The sequence below is a fragment of the Zhongshania sp. R06B22 genome (genome assembly GCF_040892595.1).
GTDB classification, from domain to species: Bacteria; Pseudomonadota; Gammaproteobacteria; order Pseudomonadales; family Spongiibacteraceae; genus Spongiibacter; species Spongiibacter arctica.
The window spans coordinates 3,307,606-3,325,984 of sequence record NZ_JBFRYB010000001.1; the positions used below are offsets into that span (position 1 = coordinate 3,307,606).

Consider the following 18,379-nt stretch of genomic DNA (forward strand, 5'->3'; position numbering starts at 1 on the left):
GGATATACCTTTGGGAATATTGAAATATTTCACCCTTGCAATGCCGCAATAAAATCTTTGAGCGCTTTTACGCCAGATTCAATTACCCCCCCCGCACTAGCGAGGAGATCTTTTAACTGAGCATCATCTTTTACTCCAGCGGCAATCTCTAGCCGTAGACAAAATTGTTGCATCACAGTCACACCACAGTAACTGCAACTACCTCTACAAGCATGGGCTAAATCATGGAGTTTAGGATAATCAATATCTTTGAAATCGATTTGTCTTATTTCATGATTAAATTTATTCAATTCATCAATTACCATCTGCATAATCATCTTAACCGCTTCCTCAGATGTATCCTTGAGCAACTGATTTACAACATCTCCATCTAAACTTACCGTCATCGAAAGTTCGTCTAACCCAGACGATTTATGTACAAGCGGCTGGCCTGTGTTATCTCCAAGCCAACGATTCATACAAGTCAGTAACTCATCACGATTAACCGGTTTAGCTAGGAAATCATTCATTCCCGCATCTCTACATCTTGTCTTATCACTGTCGAATGCATTAGCCGTCATAGCAACAATCGGAATGGAAGCCACGCCAGAATCCAATTCGCGAATTATTTTTGTCGCCTGTAATCCATCAAGTACTGGCATTCTTAAATCCATTAGCACCAAACTATAAGTACCTCCTTTCACCGCAAGTACCGCCGCCTCTCCATTGTTTACAATATCTAATTGATAGCCCGCACGATTCAACATAGTTTTAGCAACAAGCTGATTAGCTTCATTGTCTTCAGCAAGAAGTATTTTTGGATTAGATACATTTATTTCAGAGGAAGAAACTGGAGATAATAATTTAGCGTGCTGATCGGGATACATTAAGCGATTTACGAAGGCGCTTGGGCGAAACGGGCGGCTTAGCAATGACTGATAGCCAGCTTGACCAACTAAGAGTGTATCTGCTGCAGACAAATTCCTACCGTAAAGAATGGTCTGTCTACTTGCTACTCCGAAGTCTGCAAGAGTGTTAAGGCAAGACTGCAGTGATCCAACACTAGCTAGATCAATAATTAGCAAGATATCATCCCCAAGAATACTGGGAATTGCTTCTAGATCGCTCACATTTCCACAAGACAAGCCTAGATAACTTGCCTGATCCTCTACTGTTGCCTGTAAACGTTCATTTCTACTACATAGAAAAATTGATCGGCTGTCACTTTTTGCCATACTCAATGAAGGAGACATAGTACTACTAACATCAACAGGAATGATGACTCGGGCTAAACAACCTTGGCCACTATCACTTTCAATACTAATATGACCGTTTAAGTTCTCCGCCAACTTACGGCAAATCGCTAATCCAAGACCTGTACCGCCATACTGGGTACTGTCACTGCTATCTACCTGAGAAAACTCTTTGAATAACTCGTTTTGCCTGTCTTTTGGTATACCAATACCTGTGTCCGCGACCTCAAAAAGCAAATCCGCATGATGGTTTTCGGTCTCTATATGGTGGCAAGTAACCTTTAAGCTTACTCCTCCCGCATCCGTAAATTTCACTGCGTTATCAAGCAAATTGGTAAGTATCCGCCGAATAAAACCTTGATCCGTTGCAATCTCGGCGGGAATAGTAGGATCGAAACAAACTGAAATATCTATATCTTTGCTAGCAGCACGAATCGCAATAACTTCCACTACTTGCTCACATAGTTCAAGTAAATTAAAGCGACTGACACTAACATTAAGCTGCCCCGCTTCAATCTTTGAAAAATCGAGAATATCCTCAATGATTCCAAGCAGTCCCTGCCCCGCACTTAAGGAGGTTTGCATCAATGTACGTTGCTCGTTGTTTTCCGCACTATCTAGTAAAAGATCTATACAGCCAATGATGGCATTTAGGGGCGAGCGAATTTCATGACTCATATGTGCAAGGAAGCTTGATTTGGACTTATTACTCGCCTCAGCGATTCTGCGAGCTTTTTCAAGAGCTTCTTCTTTACTTCGGCGTTCACTGATATCCCTAATTGTGGCAGTGAAAAATATTTCCCCCTCATGCGGCACGGTCGGCGCAATTGTCAACTCACATGGAAACAAACTGCCATCACGACGAGCAGCGTCAACCTCCACCCGGGTATTGATTACCGGCCCTGTGCCACTGACATGGAATCGAACCATTCCATCATGGTGCGCCTGACGTAAATCCTTTGGAATCACTATATCTGCGACATTCTGCCCGATAACTTCGTCCCTAGGATAGCCGAAGAGTATCTCTGCCGAACGACTAAATTCTAGAATTATGCTGTTGCCATCGATGGTAATTATGGCATCGAGACTAGACTCATATAGGGAATGAGATAAAAATTCAAATCTCTTCTCACGCTTATAAATATGTCTCAAACCAATATCGTCTGGATAAATTAATAGTTTATAAGCTAGAGCATCACCTGAATAATGACGTACATTAAAGATTAATTCTTTATCATCTAAACGCGCTGGAAAACTAACCGAACTACCTTCAACTAAATCCGATTCGCGAACAATCAGCGCCAGTAACCCAGGAAAAATGGAGTCAATATCATCACCTGTTTCTAGGGCAGCTAAACTCGACAGCGTATTTTGAGCAGGCATTTCTATGTCTAAAATGTTGCCACTAAGATTCATGACGAAGCCGGCGCATACTTGCAAACCAGCAAACCCATTTAACTCACCTTCTGACATACGAATCGCTCCTCCCCATAGATTTCTACTGCTTGAGCTAGTATTTGTTACCGGCGGCGAAGCGTCAATTCAGACTTAGTCGATTCACAAACCAGCCAGATTAATGCAAATTGCTTTGCAATTTGCAATACATCTTATATGCTCATCACCATGCTTTATTAAAAATAAGACGCAAAACAGAAAAAATACCTTTGATAGCAATAGTTTAGTGTATTTTTCGCTGCTGGTTCCAAATTTGCTTTGCTTATTCGCTATTACCTTCCGAGCAAGCCATTCGCCTACTCGGTGTTATATCGAAACACAATCTAATAGGAGCGAACACATGACACTGGCCAAGCCCCATGCGCTGGTAATATTGTTAGCAGACGACAGCCTACCGGGGCTGATGACGGTGAAAATCACTCTTGAAAAAATGGGGCATACTTGCGTCACCGCAACAGACGGTAGCCAGGCTTTAACAATGGCAGCGCAACACCACTACGACGTCATCTTTCTCGACGAGCAAATGCCAGGCTTGCATGGATCTACAATATGCAGTCAGTTGCGACATGAACCTGGCCCCAATCAACATAGCCGAATCATCTCCCTCAGTGGGGAAAACAATAGTACCCAGTTGGAAAAAATATCCGAAGCTGGATTCGACGAATTGTTGCACAAACCGGTCACTCGGGAGGTTTTAGAGCAATGCCTGGGCGACAACACTAAGGTTAAAACCGGTTCGCAACCACCGGCAGCAGTCAGTAAAAACAGATTACTGAACGAATCGAGCCTAGGTGAGCTTACGGTCGACCTTGGCCTTAGCACTACATTACATCTACTAAAGCTGTTTAACACAGAGTTACAGGCGATGATTGACAGGCTCGCTGGTGCTTCAAAAAATAATGACGAAAAAGAGATTCTAGCTGTCGCTCATATTTTAAAGAACTCCGCCAAATTATATGGCGCTGACTTATTAGCGGCCGAAGCACAAAGCTTAAATGAAACAACTAAGACCGACCTGAACAGCATATTACTAGAAGGACGTCTGCTAGAGCTGCGTTGTTCACAATCACAAGCGGCCGTAACACAGTATATATTTGAAAACTCGCCAAAATAAATCGACTTAAGGCAAAAATAATGGCAATCGAAACCGAAAAACTCGTCTATGTTGTTGAGGACAGTGTTTCCAGTGGCGCACTCTACTGCAGCTATCTTGAACAGGCCGGCTATCAAACCCGTCACTTTACCGATGGTCACTCCGCACTACTGGGAATTAAAGAACAAGTGCCCGACGTACTACTTCAAGACGTCTGCCTACCCGACATTAGTGGTTTGGAAGTCATGCGTTTTGCTAAAGAGCGCAGTGATATTCCTGTCATTATCATAACCGCTAACAGCTCAATAGAGATCGCAGTAGATGCTATGCGCCTTGGAGGTTTTGACTTCATTGAAAAGCCGTTTTCCAAAGACCGGCTAATGACCTCCGTTAAAAGCGCCTGCGAGCAAATAAGAGCAGAGCAAACTAAGCAGTTAAATCAGCCCAGGAGTGTCGCATCAAGCGGGAAACCAAAGACCGTAAGAGACCATTTTGTCGGTGATTCCGTGGAAATGGCCTCAGTTTTTCAGTTGCTAGAAAGTGCCGCACGCAGCAAAGCAAGCGTATTTGTCACTGGGGAAAGTGGCACTGGTAAAGAAGTCTGCGCGCAAGCGCTGCACAATGCTAGCGCACGCGCCGCCGGACCTTTTATCGCTATTAACTGTGCAGCAATTCCTAGCGAACTATTCGAATCAGAAATTTTCGGGCATGAAAAAGGCGCATTTAGTGGCGCGGTGTCGCAACGCATAGGCGCGGCAGAGCAAGCAAACGGCGGCACGCTATTTCTTGATGAAATTTGCGAAATGGACCTAAATCTTCAAGCCAAACTTCTCCGTTTCTTACAAACAGCGTCCTTTCAGCGCGTTGGCGGACAAAAGTTAATGCACTCGGATATTCGCATTGTCTGTGCAACAAATCGAGACCCCGCCAGCGATGTGGCCGAAGGTCGTTTCAGAGAAGATTTATACTACCGCTTAAATGTTATACCGGTACAACTGCCGCCATTACGGGCACGGGGCAATGATGTTGTAGTACTAGCTCAATATTTTTTGCGAGAAAAGAGCGCCGCAAACAGCAAGCATTTTGAGAGGTTTACACCAGAAGCAGAATTAATCATAAAGAAATATAGTTGGCCCGGAAATATTCGCGAATTACAGAATGTACTCGAAAAAATAGTTGTCCTTCACGATAGCGACAAGGTCGATGAGTCTATGCTGAGTTCGCTAAATGACAACATCATCCCACTACGAAACAATAACACTGTATCTTCGGCTGCTATCGATTCAAGGAATAACCTTCAAAGCCCGCAGAGTGGTATACAAGGTTTTCAAAACATTAGACCATTGTGGCAGATAGAAAAAGAAGCCATCGAATCAGCGATTGCGCAGTGCGATGGAAATATCCCCTTAGCCGCAGCTTGTTTGGGTGTAAGTGCTTCAACAATTTACCGAAAAATAAAGGCATGGGAAAGTGGCCAGCACTAATAGGTAATGAATAATTGCTATACACCCATAAAGCTTACTGTAGCCGGGCACAACTCAGATCACCTTAAAATCAAACGCCCCTTGCTGACACAAGTATCCCGCGAGGCGCGGATCACCACGTGGCGTTAATTTAGACTTTAAGTTGCCCTTGGGTTTGCGTTTAATGGTTTTGGGCAGATATGGCCGCGACTAATAATTCCGCGCTCGCAGCCACTACAGGACAGCAGCATGGCGCTGCTTACGGCGAACGCCAGGCTATTAATCCGCCGATGGCCATCAAGGGAAAACCACCGTTGACTCACCCGCCGGCATAGTCAGCACAACGCTGCCATTACTGGCCTGCAGACTTTGACCCGCCGCCTGCACGCGCTGCCCCGCGGGCAGTCCAATTAAGCGCAACTGATAAGGACCATCACTATCTAACTCAATGCGCTTGTCTGGGCGCTCGGCGATGGCGGCTTCCTGCAAATTAATCGTTAGCGCGGCAACCTGAGTCAGACCGGCACGAAGCTCCCCTGTCGTATTTTCTAAACTCCCCAGCTCCCAACTCAGGCCATCCCGCACCGCTGGGCTAAGCGTGGTCGCGTCGGGAAAAATAAGTTCACCGACACTCGCTTTAGGTAGGATCTCTGGCTCTGGCAGGGCACCGGACTGGGCGCGAATTTCTGCATACTCGGCGCCATCAAGGGCCTGTACGTCCTCAAGCCACCAAGCGCCACGAGGCCCCAGCCCCCAGTCGAGATTCACCATGTGTGGTTCCCAGCGGTAGACTAATTCACCGGGGGCAGAGCGCCGCCGCACTTCAGAAGACTGCCACTCCACCATCCACTGCGCCGCTTTTTGAAAAGCGGAGTAGCCCGCATCTTTGAGCGTCCACACAATGTGGTCTTCCACCAAGTAGTGGTCAAAAACATAGCGATAGCCAAAGTCGCGCATGCCGTCCGCCGTAGCCCGCGCATCGGGAAATGGCACCAATTGGTCGAAGGTGCCGTGGGCCTGGTAGTAGCCATTCCACTTAAGGTTTTCCATCAATTCGGGGCCCTTGGGTTCAACGCAGCCATTGTTATCCAAGGAACAGGGCAACAGCTGAGCGCTGGCATGTGAGCCCGCTAAGATCACCCCGCCAAAAAAGACCTCTGGGTATTTCACCATCAAGTTGATGGAGCCTATGGCGCCCATGGAATAACCGGTAGTAAAAACCGCCTCGTTATCAATATTGAAATGTGCCGCCACATCTCGCCACACCTCCCAAAAGTCGAGTTCCGCGGCAGCTTCATAGTAGCCGGCAGAACCGCGACCAAGCGGCGAAACACATACCGACTGGCGTAAAGTCTCGCAGGCCGCTAGTAAGTAGTTAGGTACGCTGGCGCTGTATTGATTGTGATTTTGAGTAAAACTGTGCAACAACCAAGTGAACAGACTCGGCGTCGCCGAGGATGGCAAGTAACTGCTGGGGATATAGATACCATAGGGCTGGACAGTATCGTAGTAACCGGGGTCGGCAACTACACCAGCCTCACTGCGGTCTACACCGGCGGCGAAGCCGCCATCACCCAGTTCCGATCCAGATACCGACGATATATACCAGCGGTTACTGTAGCCATAACGCAGCGGCTCAGGCTCGGTCTCACCCATTCGCGCCCAGTCTATTTGTTGAGAAAACGCCGATACGTCACCGGTGTTTAATGCCATTGACTGATTTTCATCAAACCAGAAATTAAATAATGCAGGCTCATCTTCGTAGTCGCGAAATGCCAAGTTAAACACCGGAGGCTGATTCGGCAGGCTGCGAAAGCCAGCGTTGTCATTGAGAAAACCGCCCTCGCCGTCATTAATACCGGAGGCAACATAGAGAGTCCAAGGCGTATCCGTGGCCAAGATGTCTTCCGGCAGTGCTGCTACAAAAGTGCGCGTCTCCATATCTACCGTCACCGGCGCGACCAGCTGCGGACCATTGCCGTCGTTGTAATCAATAAATGCGCCGTTCGCCGAAAGTAGCACCAGCGCATCTACTCCCGGACTGCGAAGGCCAGCTATGCCAGGCCAGTTGTCGCTACCACCCGGCTGGTTATCAACCGCAAATGCCGCCACCGGCACACTGTGATCGATCAAGGTCTGCCAGTCCACCCGTAAAAATAGCTCGCCGTTACGACGGCCCAGCGCCACAACAAACAGGTCAGCACCGTTGCCGGCCATACTCGCCTGCGGATAGTGAAGGCTGCCACCGGTGGGCGTGCCAATGCGATAAAACGGAACATTGGGCCCTTTTGCGCCGTTAGCGTCGTAGATAAAGTCGGTCCAATAATAGGCTCCATAGGCGTAGCGCCCGGTTCCCGAGGTGCGCGGCGCGCCATCGTCGAATGGCCAGCTCGGTGGGCTAGCACGCAAGGGCAGCTCACCGAATGCCGCTGGCGGAGCACCACTGGGCACTGCACCGCGGGTTTGAACAATCTCCCCTTCCAGCGAAGCAGGGTCGACCGACGAGGAAGATTGACCGCCGCAAGCGGCAAGACTAATCAGCAGCGCAGCAAGCACCGGTACGCGGGCGCACATAGGCAATATCCTTATGTCACATTATTATTATAACGTGTGATATTACACTCCTCGGCGCCTCGACGGCAAAACCCAAACGGATGAGTAGCGCAGCTAACGATATAACCCTGTTGAGGCCGAAGAATGATGACTTCACTGACGACGCTGCGGTCCATGGCGTATATATTCCAAAAGGCGCGCCCAAGACCTCCGCTGGTATTAGTGACTGCTGCGAGATGTCGCTGTTCTCTCAGTATCAGCCCAGGTCAAACACTGAAAATACGAACGCTTGCACCGCGTACTTCTTCACGCAGCGCTTTATCAAAAAACTCAAGCCTCGCACTCCCGCATAGCCTCCCAGCCCCCGTGGACGTCATATTGAGAATGTCACCTCTGTCAGGCTGCAGTATCTGCGGAAAAGACTGGCATTCACCGCGCAACACTTTCTAAGATTGCTAACGAAAAGGGATGCAATACAGGTACTGATAATATTGATACGCTCTGCAATTTCTTTGAGTGGCTCGTAGAAGACCTATTGGTGCATCTTTCAGAACCAATGCCCAAGGTCGACTGACTGGTCAATTCAGCTGATTTGTCATTTATTGCTATTCAGTACTTGGGCACGATTTGGGCACAGTATGGGCACAAGGTGGTCACAGACAAAAAATCGAGACGAAAAAAAAGCGCTGCACATCTGCAACGCTTTGATTTTATTCGCAATTTAGTGGTGGGCCGTGATGGATTCGAACCATCGACCAATTGGTTAAAAGCCAACTGCTCTACCGCTGAGCTAACGGCCCCGAAAGAGGCGCTCATAATACTGTTTTCTAAGGAAAAAACAACCGCCTAGGAGTAAAAAAGCAGTTTAATTACGCCTTTCGGTATCGTGTTGGATCAGCGACCCCTGCTTGCTCAAAACCTTGCCGCCGCAAATAGCAGCTATCGCATCGGCCACAGGCCTCGCCGTCATCGTTAGCTTGATAGCACGAGACTGTTTGGGCGTAATCTACCCCGAGTTTTGTGCCGACATTAACGATATCGGACTTACTGAGTTTCATTAGTGGTGTATGGATATGCATGCCATGCCCTTCCACTCCCGCTTTGGTCGCGACATTAGCTAAGGTCTCGAAGGCTTCGATAAACGCTGGGCGGCAATCTGGGTAACCGGAATAGTCGACGGCATTTACACCAATAAAGATATCATCGGCCTGCAGCACTTCAGCCCAGCCGAGGGCGATAGACAAAAATACGGTGTTTCTTGCCGGCACGTAGGTGACGGGAATACCGCTTGCACCCGCGTCTGGCACCGCAATATTCATATCGGTTAATGCCGAGCCGCCAATGCTACTTAAATCGAGATTGATTATTTTAAACTCGGCCGCACCAAGGGATTCGGCAACACGTTTGGCGGCGACTAATTCGGCGCGATGACGCTGACCGTAATCAAATGCTAAGGCATAGCACTCGTAGTCCGCTGCCCGCGCTTGAGCTAGCACTGTCGCACTGTCTAGACCACCGGATAGTAGTACCACTGCTTTTTTCGACAAAACTCTTCCTCTACTTCTGTTTATACACCGCTAGGGCGTAAATACTTAATGGCCGGCCGCGTCATTCCAAAGCAATTTATGCAATTGCACTTGAAAACGCACGGGCAAATTATCTTCTACGATCCAATTCGCCAAGTCAGTTGCATCTAGCTGGCCAAAGCTCGGCGAAAATAAAACCTCTCCCGCTTTTTCCGCTAAATTATGGGCATCGAGTTGAAATCGTGCCCAGTCATAATCTTCGCGGTTGCACAGCACGAATTTGATTTGATCGTGGCGAGTCATAAAAGCGATATTATCCATAAGATTGCGATGCATTTCACCAGAGCCTGGTGTCTTTAGGTCCATCACCTTTGACACTCGTGAATCGACCTGCCCAACATCTATCGCGCCACTAGTCTCTAAAGACACTTCATAGCCGGCATCACTGAGCGCAGACAGCAGGGTGTGGCATTCTGGCTGAGCGAGGGGCTCGCCACCAGTCACACATACGTAGCGGGGCTTATAAGAGGCGACTTGCGTCAAAATATCTTCTATCTGCCGCCGCTCACCGCCATGAAAGGCGTATTCGGTATCGCAGTAAACACAGCGCAGGGGGCAGCCAGTTAGGCGCACAAATACGGTGGGCAATCCCAAGGTGCGAGATTCGCCCTGTAGGGAATAAAAAATTTCGGTAATACGTAGGCTATTTTTGATCATGGAAGCAGGCTGCCGGATACAGGATTATTACCGGAGACCAGCCGCGCAAGCTTTGCTCCGCGAAAAATTAAAAGTTCTTGCGGAGGAAGTCACGCGATTTATTCACCGCTGAATTACCGGTGTTACCGTAGCGGTCAATCACGTGGGTCAGCATTTCCTGAGCTTTCGTCTTATTGCCATTCAGAAAATAAACCGTGCCTAACTTGTACATAGCCGCAGGGACTTTGCCGTGATCCGGGTAGTCCGTCAGAAGGCGTTGAAATGCCGTCGTCGAAGCCGATAAATTCTGAGGTTTTATAGCGACATATAACTCGCCAAGCCAGTACCAGGCATTGGGGGTATAACGGCCAGCAGGGTATTTTTCTACATAGCTCGCGAACGCTGAGATTGCTTGATCGTATGACGCGCTTTTTACCAAGCCATACGCTTTTGCATAATCTGAGGATTCATCACCGTCGAGCAACACAGAGGAACTGGCTGCCACAGGCGTTGTTAGCGTGGGGCTTTCTGTTAATTCTGCGGCTTCCGCATCTGTCGTCGACGCAGCTACCATTGGATCCGCGGCGGTCGCGTCCAAACTGCGATCGACAGGACTGCCGGCAGTTAAGCGGCGATCCATATCTATATACCGATCCAGACTTTGCTGTTTGAGCTGGCGTAGCTGATACCCTTGTTCTTCCACTGTCCCCCGCAACGCCATCACTTCTTGGCGCAGCAGTTGCAGCTGCTGATACATTTCGCCCTCAATACCACGAGCTGACCGAGAATCAGATCGGGAGGACCCAACATCAACAACTGGGGCTTGCGCCCAAAGCTGTGCCGACAAACACGCTGCCGGCAGCAGTATAGACAGTGGTTTCAAAAACTGCATCAGTACGCCTTTTTATTACTTCAGTTCTACACGACGGTTTTGCGAGTAGGTTGATTCAGACTGACCGAATGCAACTGGACGCTCTTCACCGTAACTAACCGTTTCTATACGGTAGCGTGGAATACCACTGATTGCCATGTAATCAGCGACTGAAATCGCACGACGCTCACCCAAGGCTATATTGTATTCACGGGTACCGCGTTCGTCAGCATGACCTTCCAGACGCACAGGGCCAGTAGTCTTTTTCAGACGAACAATTTGCGCGTCCAATGCTTTGCGTGCCTTCATTGTTAGCGTTGCTTGGTCAAATTCGAAATAAAATACAGTTTCGAGATTCGCCATGTCGTCAGTGTTATACGAAGAATCGCTCATAGAGTCAGTAGACTCTGTGTACGTGCTCACGGTATCAGCGCTTTCCTGACCGCTGCTGTCGGTTTCTGTAGAGGCACAACCAGCTAGCATCGCACTAAAGAAAGCCACACCCAAAAACATACTTTTTGCTTGGTATTTCATCGCATTTTCCCATCAAGTTTTGATTACACACTTCCGACCAAACAATCATTGTTTAATCGGTATTCCATTCCCGGCTACTACTTCATTGAAGAAAAGGCGACCAAGCCGGTTCGCGCACATCCCCGAATCGCGACGGCAATTTATACCTCACACCACCGTCTATCGATACTGCTGCCAAGATGCCTTTGCCATCATACTGCGTAGCGTACAATAGCATACTGGCGTTTGGCGCCACACTAGGTGACTCGTCCAAATTAGTGGTAGTGAGAATTTCGACACGGTTACGCTTTAAATCCATAACTGCGATGTGAAAATTCCCATTCTTCCTATGTACCATGACTAATCCGAGACCATCTGCCAGCACTCTTGCCCTGGCATTATAATCACCTTCAAATGTAACTCGTTCTACTGACCCACTGCTAAGCTCAACTTTATAGATTTGAGGTTTTCCGCCGCGATCAGAGGTAAAAACAATCGACTTCCCGTCCGGCATCCACGCTGGCTCGGTGTCGATGGCAAAGTGATTTGTTATGCGCTGCAAATTTTCAGTCGCCAAATCCATTACATAAATATCAGGGCTGCCGTCCTTTGACAACACCATGGCCATCTTGGTGCCATCCGGTGAAAATGCTGGCGAACTGTTCAAGCCACGAAACGAAGTAAGCTGCGTACGCGCATTTGTGCGCAGGTCCTGAATATAAATAGCAGGGCGCATTGTTTCAAATGATACATAAGCAATTTTCTGACCATCAGGCGACCACGTCGGCGCCATAATTGGCTCTCGACTGTCGAATAACACCGATTCATTGGCCCCATCGATATCGCTTTTCAGCAAGCGGAAGCGGGTTCGGTTACCCCCCTCGCGAACGGCAGAAACATAAAGCAATTTAGTGCGAAAAGCACCACGAATATTTGTGAGTTTTTCATATATTTTATCGCTGACCGTGTGCGCGAGGTAGCGGGGCGTATCAATACTGACGGATTCTTTGCCAGCGAGTATAACGCGCTGGGTATTTACGTCTAAAAGCTCGTAACTTGCGGTTATCGTACCCGTGACTTCTTGGGAAAGCGTGCCAACCACAACATAGTCAACGCCGAGGCTTTTCCAGTCGCGGTAATAGACTTCAGTAGAGTTACGCGGCCGCCCCAACATATCGGAGCGGCTCAAGGGTGCAAACTGACCACTGCGATGTAAATCACTTTCAACAATGGATGCAATATCTTCCGCAACAGTCAGGCCTGACTGCCAGCCAAAAGGCACGATGGCGACTGGCACAGGGTCATCATTACCCTTGTTTATTTCAATAGTGAGGTCAGCCATAGATACCGTGCTGACCATCAGAAATATTAGTGCTGTAATAACTCGTATTAACATTACCGCCTCAAATCTTGGGGAACAAAATCAAAATTAAACCGCCGAAAATTCTTTTCGTACGCGCTAGGATCGATTTTATATAAATCACCTAGCTCATCAATTCTACTTAACTTGGTAATAGCCCTAATTGCCGACAAATCGAAGGCTGGGTTGCCACTACCTTTAATCACTTGATGACCAACAATTTCACCCGTTGGAACCGTGATGATTTGCACAGTTGCCTTCATACCATTGCGAGCCGTTGGCGGCAGTGACCAATTTTGACCTATTAAGGCTGTTATAAGCTCTATATATGTAGAAGCCAGCTCGCCCTCTTCCACCAAATCATCTTCAGATGCCAAGGCATCTGCTAGCTCTTTCTGTTGTTGTTTACGTATCTCTTCTTGCAAAACCCGCTGCTTAGCGTCGTCGCGTGCTTTTTCCTCCGCCTTTTTCTTGCGAATCTCTTCCGGCGTAGGTCCCTTTGGAATGGGCTTTGGCACCGGCTTTGGCACCGGCTTCACCTCTGGCTTGGGCTCAGGCTTTTTAACAGGCTCAGGCTTGGCCACCGGCTTTGGTATTGGCTTGGCCACCGGCGTCGGCTTAGCGGGACGCGACACCGGCTTTTCTATCACCAACTTTGCTTGAATTGCCAAAGGCTTTGCCTTGATCTCAATGACACGGTCGTTACTGGGCATCCCAAACAACAGGAAAGAAATCGCTACGCCATGTAAGACCGCCGTCACCAGTGCCGGCACCAATTTAATATCATTCATCGCGCTTACTTCGCTCCACTGCGCGACGGATCCTCAGTAATCAAGCCGATAGACGTTGCACCAGCGCCCTGCAACACCGCCATCGCTGCTACAACACTGCCATAATCTACCGAACTATCCCCTTTTACCATAATTGGCGTTTTGGGTTTGTTACGCAAAATCTTGCTCAACTTATCGCCAATTTCCGCGAGCTCGAGGGGCTCGCCCTGCTTGTCTGGGTCCCCCAAGGTCACATAATACTTACCGGCCTTATCAACCGAGACCACGATCGGGTCATCATCTGTTTCGGGGACAGGTTGCGTCGATGCCTGTGGCAAATCTACTTGCACGCCTTGTACCAACATCGGCGCCGTCACCATAAATACAATCAGCAATACCAACATGACATCAATGTAGGGAACAACATTGATGTCTGAGATTGGCTTGCGCTTATTTCGCCGAGACATAGCCAGTGCTCCTAATCTCGCGAGTGAATCTGGCGATGCAGAATACTGGAAAATTCTTCTGAAAAGGTATCGTACTTACCTGCGAGGGAGTCTACTTTTGAAGAAAAGCGGTTGTAGCAGACAACGGCGGGAATCGCCGCGATCAAACCCATTGCGGTAGCCACTAGGGCCTCAGAAATACCAGGAGCGACTGTTGCCAAGGTCGCTTGCTGCACTTGTCCAAGGCCGTGGAATGCACCCATGATGCCCCAAACTGTTCCCAGTAAACCAACATAAGGACTGGTCGACCCCACCGTAGCCAAAAAAGGCAAACCGTGTTCCATCGCTTCCTCTTCCCGAGACAGTGCCACGCGCATCGACCGCTGACACGCTTCCATCATGGCATCAGAATCAAGCTTCTTTTTTGCCAGCCGGGTAAACTCTTTAAATCCAGCTCGGAATACACTCTCCATCCCAACCACGCCGCGCTTGTCCGCGCCGTCGGTATACAAGGTATTCAGATCGGTACCCGACCAAAACCGCGACTCAAAGCGCGCCATTTCAGTTTGCGCTTGCCTAAAATACATCACCCGCTGGGCAATCTGATACCAAGACACCACTGAGGCCAGCACTAATATCAGCATTATAATCTGCACAAACAAACTGGCATGGCTAACTAATTGCCAAATGGAAAGCTCTTGTCCCACTGTTAACTCCTGTCGTTTTTGGTTATTACACTATTGTTCTTTAAGCGCCAGCACTGATAGCAATGCCGGCGGCATACGTTTTGGTTTTAAGCTAATCCTATCGACACAGGCTAGTCTAACTTGGGCTTCGCACAGCACTTCGTCGCCGCGATAAACGCGTTGATCAAAACTCAGCGACGCTTTAGCTGCGGCTATGACCTTGGCTGTGACAATAAGTTGCTCATCTAGCTTCGCTGGTCGCAAATATTTTGTAGTTAGATTAGTCACAACAAACATCAGTGAATCATCGATGAAAGCTGCTTTATCAAAACCTTGGGCGCGCATATATTCGGTGCGGGCGCGCTCAAAAAACTTTAAATAGTTCACGTAGAAAACGATGCCACCGGCATCGGTGTCTTCCATATAGACCCGCAACGGCATCTTGAATTCCACTAGGCCACGCCGCCATTGTCGTTAGTGTCGGCATTTTTGGGTAGCTCTAAGCCAAAATGACGATAGGCGTGATTCGTTACCACACGCCCGCGCGGCGTGCGCATAATAAAACCCTGCTGAATGAGATAGGGCTCCAATACATCCTCTATCGTGCCACGCTCTTCGCTTATGGCTGCGGCCAAGCTGTCTACACCTACTGGCCCACCGTCGAATCGCTCAATCATTGCCAACAGTAAACGACGATCTAAGTGATCAAAACCACTGCTGTCGACGTTCAGCATATTTAATGCCTGATCAGCGATTTCTTTAGTGACAATACCATCTGATTTTACGTCAGCGTAATCCCGCACACGGCGCAGCAGGCGATTGGCGATGCGCGGCGTCCCCCTAGACCGCAGGGCAATCTCATGAGCACCGCCAGCATCTAACTGAACACCTAAGATATTGGCCGAGCGCGCCACAATAATTGACAGATCTTTAACGCCGTAAAACTCCAAGCGCTGCACGATGCCAAAGCGGTCACGCAGCGGCGAGGTTAACAAACCGGCTCGGGTTGTTGCTCCGACTAAAGTAAACGGCGGCAAATCTAATTTAATTGACCGCGCTGCGGGACCTTCACCAATCATAATATCCAACTGATAGTCTTCCATCGCCGGATACAGTATTTCTTCTATATTTGGACTGAGTCGATGTATTTCATCAATGAACAGCACATCACCAGCATCCAGGTTGGTCATTAACGCCGCGAGATCACCGGCTTTTTCCAGCACGGGCCCAGAAGTCGTTTTTAGTGACACCCCCATCTCATTGGCCAATATATTTGCCAGCGTGGTTTTCCCCAATCCTGGTGGCCCAAATATCAGGGTGTGATCTAGGGGTTCCTTGCGCATTCGCGCCGCACTAACAAAAATATTCATTTGCTCGCACACCGCGGGCTGGCCAATATAGTCAGCTAGGGTCTTAGGCCGTATTGCGCGATCAAAGCGCTCCTCTAGCGGCTCGCCGACGTCGGGTGCTACTAGGCGGTCAATTTCTATCATGTCTGATTACGGTCTTCACTTGATCATGTTTTTTAGGGCAGCGCGAATCAATTCCTCGCTACTTGCGTCATCTGCTTTTAAGGCGCTAATCGCCTTGCTTGCTTCCTGGGGTTTATAACCCAAGGCCACCAGTGCCGCCTCTGCTTCAGCAATATTCACTTTGGCAGCACTTACTGGCATTGCAATATTGCTACTCGAGCCAGGCAATTCCCAGTCCTTGAGCCGGTCGCGCATTTCAATCACTAATCTCTCGGCGGTCTTTTTACCCACCCCCGGCAACCGCACCAAAGCAGCGGTATTACCCTCTTGTACGCAGCGCACAAAGTCATCGCTATCAATACCGGACATAATCGTCAGCGCCAATTTTGGGCCGACGCCGTTAACCTTGATCAAATCGCGAAACAAGCGTCTCGATGTCACATCACTAAATCCAAATAGCTGCTGTGCATCTTCGCGAACTATAAACTGAGTGTAAAGCGACACCACCTGCCCCAAAGCGGGCAAACCATAAAACGTCGTCATCGGCACTAGCACTTCGTAACCTACGCCATTGACGTCAATAACTATTTCTGTGGCTTGTTTTTCTATGAGCACGCCACGCAATCGGCCAATCATTTACATTCCTTCATTTAAGACGTCCACGACGCAAACGCATCGCAGGCTCAGCAGCCATCCGCTGCAATCCTTGCCGCGCATTGGCATGGCAAATTGCCGCCGCCAGCGCATCTGCAGCATCTTCCTGTGGCGCAGCAGGCAGCTTAAGTAATATTTTAACCATATGTTGAACCTGGGCTTTATCTGCCGCCCCGGTCCCGACAACCGCTTTTTTAATTTGTCTTGCGGTATATTCAGCCACTATTAAACCATGGCTTACACAGGCGACCACCGCCGCCCCGCGCGCCTGCCCCAACTTAAGTGCCGAGCCCGCGCTTTTAGCCATAAAGACTTCTTCCACCACTGCTTCAAGCGGTGAATACTCGGCAATAATGGTCGTTAAACTTTTAAAAATAATATCGAGGCGAGCAGGCAATGGACCTTGCGGCAGCCGAATAACACCACTGGTGATATAACGGTGATGATTTCCCTCCACCTCTATTACACCAAAACCCGTTTTTTGCGATCCGGGGTCGACTCCCAAAATAATAGTCATAGATCCTATAGCTTTCGCTTCTTATCCGAGTAAGCAGAGATCAATACATTCATCGTTGACCCGAGTAAAATCCTAGCAATAGACAATAATTGCAGGTGTATCAATCAAGAAATTGAGAGCAGCAAATACGCGCACCCGCCGCAGGCTCGCCCCACTGCTATTATGCACAGATTTACTGGAATAATGACACGCTCACGAAGCGCGGCTCTGGTGATGGTTTAGTGATGGTTTAGTGATGGTTTAGTAATTGACTAACAATGGTTTAGCGACGTTATGGCAATGGCGCGACGCCATTTAGTGACCACTGTTTAATGCGATGTATATATCCTCAGCGATGTCTGCATTGGTATACACATTCTGGACATCATCCAGATCTTCCAATGCCTCCACCAGACCAAGCAACGATTCAGCGCCCTTTATATCGAGTTCAATAGTCGTCGCCGGCAGCATATGGATATCTGCATGCTCATGCTCGAAACCCGCGACCGTCATAGCTTCTTTTACAGCCATAAAATCTGCAAGCTCGGTTTGCACTTCCATTGTGCGATCGTCATAAGTAATAACATCCACTGCGCCCGCTTCTAAGGCCGCTTCCATAAGCGTGTCTTCATCCAAACCCGCCGCATAGTGGATTTGGCCGATGCGAGTAAACAGATAGGCCACCGAGCCATCAGTACCGAGATTACCACCGCGCTTACTAAAGGCATGACGCACTTCGGCGACCGTCCGGTTGCGATTATCGGTCATACATTCGAGGAATACCGCAACGCCACCGCTGCCATATCCTTCATAAGTCACTTCATCGTAATTGTCGGTATCAGCATTGCCCGCGCCCCGAGCAATGGCCTTGTCGATGGTATCGCGCTTCATATTAGCGGTGAGTGCTTTATCCACAACCGCGCGCAATCGCGGGTTATCTTCTGGCATAGGACCACCTGCCCTTGCGGCAACCACTATTTCTCGAATGAGCTTGGTGAACACTTTACCGCGCTTGGCATCTTGCCCAGCTTTACGGTGCTTTATATTGGCCCACTTGCTGTGACCCGCCATATCAGCCTCCCTGTAAGTAAGG

17 protein-coding genes, 1 tRNA gene and 1 pseudogene are annotated in these 18,379 nt (G+C 48.8%); 3 read left to right on the forward strand and 16 right to left on the reverse strand.

What is annotated here, in order from left to right:
• Window positions 1–29: 29 nt before the first annotated feature.
• Window positions 30–2,705, reverse strand: coding sequence for an ATP-binding protein (locus tag AB4875_RS14955; protein ID WP_368376863.1), 2,676 nt, complete (start codon window positions 2,703–2,705; stop codon window positions 30–32).
• 103 nt (window positions 2,706–2,808) lie between these two features.
• Here AB4875_RS14955 and AB4875_RS14960 point away from each other — a divergent pair, with 103 nt between their 5' ends.
• Together AB4875_RS14960 and AB4875_RS14965 are read left to right on the forward strand one after the other, a co-directional pair.
• The gene (locus tag AB4875_RS14960; RefSeq protein WP_368376864.1) at window positions 2,809–3,801 is read left to right on the forward strand and encodes a response regulator; all 993 of its coding nucleotides are present in this window, start codon (window positions 2,809–2,811) and stop codon (window positions 3,799–3,801) included.
• 20 nt (window positions 3,802–3,821) lie between these two features.
• On the forward strand, window positions 3,822–5,264 hold the full coding sequence (locus AB4875_RS14965) for a sigma-54-dependent transcriptional regulator (protein ID WP_368376865.1): 1,443 nt from the start codon (window positions 3,822–3,824) through the stop codon (window positions 5,262–5,264).
• A gap of 276 nt (window positions 5,265–5,540) precedes the next feature.
• Here AB4875_RS14965 and AB4875_RS14970 read toward each other — a convergent pair whose 3' ends face one another.
• Window positions 5,541–7,817, reverse strand: a complete 2,277-nt coding sequence (locus AB4875_RS14970; protein ID WP_368376866.1) for a hypothetical protein — start codon at window positions 7,815–7,817, stop codon at window positions 5,541–5,543.
• A gap of 403 nt (window positions 7,818–8,220) precedes the next feature.
• Here AB4875_RS14970 and AB4875_RS14975 point away from each other — a divergent pair.
• A pseudogene (locus AB4875_RS14975) lies at window positions 8,221–8,370 on the forward strand (helix-turn-helix domain-containing protein); the annotation flags it as partial.
• Window positions 8,371–8,521: 151 nt separating this feature from the next.
• Here the strand turns inward: AB4875_RS14975 and AB4875_RS14980 are convergent.
• The 14 genes from AB4875_RS14980 to AB4875_RS15045 all read right to left on the reverse strand — a co-directional run bounded on the left by AB4875_RS14980 (window position 8,522) and on the right by AB4875_RS15045 (window position 18,357).
• Window positions 8,522–8,596, reverse strand: a tRNA-Lys gene (locus tag AB4875_RS14980).
• Window positions 8,597–8,665: 69 nt separating this feature from the next.
• Entirely contained in the window at window positions 8,666–9,343 is a 678-nt protein-coding gene (gene queC / locus AB4875_RS14985) for a 7-cyano-7-deazaguanine synthase QueC (protein ID WP_368376867.1), read from the reverse strand.
• A 45-nt stretch (window positions 9,344–9,388) separates the two neighbouring features.
• Window positions 9,389–10,039, reverse strand: coding sequence for a 7-carboxy-7-deazaguanine synthase QueE (gene queE / locus AB4875_RS14990; RefSeq protein WP_438273528.1), 651 nt, complete (start codon window positions 10,037–10,039; stop codon window positions 9,389–9,391).
• Window positions 10,040–10,106: 67 nt separating this feature from the next.
• Window positions 10,107–10,910: a tol-pal system protein YbgF gene (gene ybgF, locus AB4875_RS14995; protein WP_368376868.1), complete on the reverse strand. Its 804-nt coding sequence runs from the start codon at window positions 10,908–10,910 to the stop codon at window positions 10,107–10,109.
• Window positions 10,911–10,925: 15 nt separating this feature from the next.
• Complete coding sequence (locus AB4875_RS15000; RefSeq protein ID WP_368376869.1) at window positions 10,926–11,423, reverse strand: OmpA family protein; 498 nt, start codon at window positions 11,421–11,423, stop codon at window positions 10,926–10,928.
• An 82-nt stretch (window positions 11,424–11,505) separates the two neighbouring features.
• Entirely contained in the window at window positions 11,506–12,798 is a 1,293-nt protein-coding gene (gene tolB / locus AB4875_RS15005) for a Tol-Pal system beta propeller repeat protein TolB (RefSeq protein WP_368376870.1), read from the reverse strand.
• A complete protein-coding gene (gene tolA, locus AB4875_RS15010) occupies window positions 12,798–13,553 on the reverse strand; it encodes a cell envelope integrity protein TolA (RefSeq protein WP_368376871.1) in 756 nt (251 codons plus the stop codon). Before tolA ends, tolB begins: the two co-directional genes overlap by 1 nt.
• 5 nt (window positions 13,554–13,558) lie before the next feature.
• The gene (gene tolR, locus AB4875_RS15015; RefSeq protein WP_368376872.1) at window positions 13,559–13,999 is read right to left on the reverse strand and encodes a protein TolR; all 441 of its coding nucleotides are present in this window, start codon (window positions 13,997–13,999) and stop codon (window positions 13,559–13,561) included.
• An 11-nt stretch (window positions 14,000–14,010) separates the two neighbouring features.
• Window positions 14,011–14,685, reverse strand: a complete 675-nt coding sequence (gene tolQ / locus AB4875_RS15020; RefSeq protein ID WP_368376873.1) for a protein TolQ — start codon at window positions 14,683–14,685, stop codon at window positions 14,011–14,013.
• A gap of 30 nt (window positions 14,686–14,715) precedes the next feature.
• Window positions 14,716–15,117: a tol-pal system-associated acyl-CoA thioesterase gene (gene ybgC / locus AB4875_RS15025; protein ID WP_368376874.1), complete on the reverse strand. Its 402-nt coding sequence runs from the start codon at window positions 15,115–15,117 to the stop codon at window positions 14,716–14,718.
• The gene (gene ruvB, locus AB4875_RS15030) at window positions 15,117–16,157 is read right to left on the reverse strand and encodes a Holliday junction branch migration DNA helicase RuvB (protein WP_368376875.1); all 1,041 of its coding nucleotides are present in this window, start codon (window positions 16,155–16,157) and stop codon (window positions 15,117–15,119) included. Before ruvB ends, ybgC begins: the two co-directional genes overlap by 1 nt.
• A 15-nt stretch (window positions 16,158–16,172) precedes the next feature.
• A complete protein-coding gene (ruvA, locus tag AB4875_RS15035) occupies window positions 16,173–16,772 on the reverse strand; it encodes a Holliday junction branch migration protein RuvA (protein ID WP_368376876.1) in 600 nt (199 codons plus the stop codon).
• Between the two features lie 10 nt (window positions 16,773–16,782).
• Entirely contained in the window at window positions 16,783–17,307 is a 525-nt protein-coding gene (gene ruvC, locus AB4875_RS15040; protein WP_368376877.1) for a crossover junction endodeoxyribonuclease RuvC, read from the reverse strand.
• Between the two features lie 294 nt (window positions 17,308–17,601).
• The gene (locus AB4875_RS15045) at window positions 17,602–18,357 is read right to left on the reverse strand and encodes a YebC/PmpR family DNA-binding transcriptional regulator (RefSeq protein ID WP_368376878.1); all 756 of its coding nucleotides are present in this window, start codon (window positions 18,355–18,357) and stop codon (window positions 17,602–17,604) included.
• Window positions 18,358–18,379: the final 22 nt, after the last annotated feature.

Excerpts from the sequence above, each read along its gene's own strand:
- AB4875_RS14955 (WP_368376863.1), bottom strand. The coding sequence starts at position 2,705 with ATGTCAGAAGGTGAGTTAAATGGGTTTGCTGGTTTGCAAGTATGCGCC.
- AB4875_RS14960 (WP_368376864.1), top strand. The coding sequence starts at position 2,809 with ATGCAAATTGCTTTGCAATTTGCAATACATCTTATATGCTCATCACCA.
- AB4875_RS14965 (WP_368376865.1), top strand. The coding sequence starts at position 3,822 with ATGGCAATCGAAACCGAAAAACTCGTCTATGTTGTTGAGGACAGTGTT.
- AB4875_RS14970 (WP_368376866.1), bottom strand. The coding sequence starts at position 7,817 with ATGTGCGCCCGCGTACCGGTGCTTGCTGCGCTGCTGATTAGTCTTGCC.
- queE (WP_438273528.1), bottom strand. The coding sequence starts at position 10,039 with ATGATCAAAAATAGCCTACGTATTACCGAAATTTTTTATTCCCTACAG.
- ybgF (WP_368376868.1), bottom strand. The coding sequence starts at position 10,910 with ATGCAGTTTTTGAAACCACTGTCTATACTGCTGCCGGCAGCGTGTTTG.
- AB4875_RS15000 (WP_368376869.1), bottom strand. The coding sequence starts at position 11,423 with ATGAAATACCAAGCAAAAAGTATGTTTTTGGGTGTGGCTTTCTTTAGT.
- tolB (WP_368376870.1), bottom strand. The coding sequence starts at position 12,798 with ATGTTAATACGAGTTATTACAGCACTAATATTTCTGATGGTCAGCACG.
- tolA (WP_368376871.1), bottom strand. The coding sequence starts at position 13,553 with ATGAATGATATTAAATTGGTGCCGGCACTGGTGACGGCGGTCTTACAT.
- tolR (WP_368376872.1), bottom strand. The coding sequence starts at position 13,999 with ATGTCTCGGCGAAATAAGCGCAAGCCAATCTCAGACATCAATGTTGTT.
- ruvB (WP_368376875.1), bottom strand. The coding sequence starts at position 16,157 with ATGATAGAAATTGACCGCCTAGTAGCACCCGACGTCGGCGAGCCGCTA.
- ruvA (WP_368376876.1), bottom strand. The coding sequence starts at position 16,772 with ATGATTGGCCGATTGCGTGGCGTGCTCATAGAAAAACAAGCCACAGAA.
- ruvC (WP_368376877.1), bottom strand. The coding sequence starts at position 17,307 with ATGACTATTATTTTGGGAGTCGACCCCGGATCGCAAAAAACGGGTTTT.
- AB4875_RS15045 (WP_368376878.1), bottom strand. The coding sequence starts at position 18,357 with ATGGCGGGTCACAGCAAGTGGGCCAATATAAAGCACCGTAAAGCTGGG.